We start from the raw sequence: 1801 nt of genomic DNA, 5'->3' as shown, positions 1-1801 counted from the left end.
CCGACGGTTCCCGTCGAGCAACGAACGGCTGTCCGCGTCCGAGTGCTGAATGCGGGAGGGCCTGCAGGCTCTGCATCGTTCACCACGGGGATCTTGGGGGGCGAAGGATTCGACCCCGAGGGTCCGGGGGATGGCGTCGTCGGTGTCGACCAACACACGGTCGTTTTCGCCCCAGGTCAAGAGATTGCGGCCGCGACCGTCAACCAGTTCGTCAATGCCGCTCCGGAGTTCGTCATCGAGGCGAACCCGGACGATCCGAACTGGGCCGAGTTCGGATCGAATCTCGACGTCCTCGTCCTGGTTGGTCCGCAATGATCGACAGTACGACCCGGACGTGCTTCTACTCGAATGTTTGGAGGTTCCATGGAACCGGTTGAGTACATCCGAATTCTCCTCCGCCGTTGGCCGATCATCGCGGTCTGCGCGCTGATCGGCGCCGGCTTCGCGTTCGTGGGAACGGACCCGGAACCGGAACCGATCCAGGAGACGTACCTCGCCAGGCACACGCTCCTGTCGAGCACGGACCAATTCGGATCGCAGCCCCTCATCGGTACCATCACCTTCGCACAGGTTCCGATCTTCGCGACCACGGGCGAGGTTCCCCGCCTGGCGGCAGAACAGCTCGAATATTCTGGGCCACCGGCCGTTCTTGCGTCGAACCTCGTCGTCACCGAGGATCAGGCGACAGGAACGCTCGAGTTTTCGACGACGCAGGACGATCCCGATGATGCAGTGCGAATCGCGGATGCGTTCGCCGACATCACGGTCCGCTACCTCGCTGAACAGCAGGAACAAATCCGCCAGGATCGCCTCGCCAACGCCTTGGCTGACATCGACCGTCTCGAAACCGAGATCGAAGAACTCGACGCCGAGGTCGGTGAACAACTCGCCGCCCAGGCTGAGACACTCGAGGCGGGCGGGGTCGCTGATGAGGTGGATTCGATCGTCCGGTCCCGTCGCGATACAGCTGTTCGCGAGTATTCGACGGCGTACGAGTCGTATCGAACTCTGACGGGAACGGACACCGCAGACTTGAATCTCACGTCGCTCGAGCGTGCGCAGCCCGTTCCGCAGAACACTGGGGGGTTCAACCCACCGCGGACCCGCTCGACGAGGGTTCCCCTCGGTGCGGCGCTCGGGGCCCTGATCGGTGCCGGTCTGGCGCTGCTTGCGGAGCGCCTGGACTCCAAGATCAGCGACCGTCGCAAGGCGGAGGAGGCCTTCGGGGCGGCCGTGGTCGCCGAGTTGCCGTCGCTCACGCGCAAGCAGCGTGCGGCGAGGATCGTTGTCAGCCCGGAACAGAACGGTGCTGCGGCCGAGGCGTTCCGATCCTTGCGCACCTCGCTCACGTTCATGGCTGCGGGCGGCCAACCGTCAGCGACCGACGACCGCGTCGGAGTGATGCTCGTGACGTCGCCGAGCCCCTCGGAGGGAAAGACAACGACCGCCGTCAACCTGGCGGCCGCGTTCGCCGAGACAGGCCGTCGTGTGGTGGTCGTCAACGCCGACTTCCGTCGACCTGTCATCACGACGATCCTCACCGATGAGCGGCCCGTGCTCCCGGCCGGACTCGCCGGCATCGATCGCCTCGACCCCGAGGAATTCCTGACGACGACGAGAATGCCAGGTCTGGAACTGCTCGATCTCTCGCCCCTCGGCGACAGCCCCGGCGACCTGACACGCGGCACCTACCGCCTCGTCGCGGCGCTGTCGGAGCGCGTCGACGTGATCATCATCGACACCCCTCCCTTGGCGGTCACGACCGAGGCGCTCGAGTTCGTCCCACTCGCGCAGGTTGTAC

General features: G+C 65.2%; 1 protein-coding gene and 1 pseudogene. Both read left to right on the top strand.

Features of this window, described 5'->3' with window-relative positions; genetic code table 11:
* The coding region (locus WBV89_RS21915) for a LytR C-terminal domain-containing protein (protein ID WP_423983453.1) at positions 1-315 on the top strand (315 nt) is incomplete at its 5' end.
* Between the two features lie 48 nt (positions 316-363).
* A pseudogene (locus WBV89_RS21910) lies at positions 364-1801 on the top strand (hypothetical protein); the annotation flags it as partial.

Origin of the sequence: Ilumatobacter sp., assembly GCF_049588435.1 — a bacterium.
Classification (GTDB): Bacteria; Actinomycetota; Acidimicrobiia; order Acidimicrobiales; family Ilumatobacteraceae; genus Ilumatobacter_A.
Note: the sequence above shows the minus strand (reverse complement) of the source record. Positions and strands in the feature narration are given on the sequence as shown.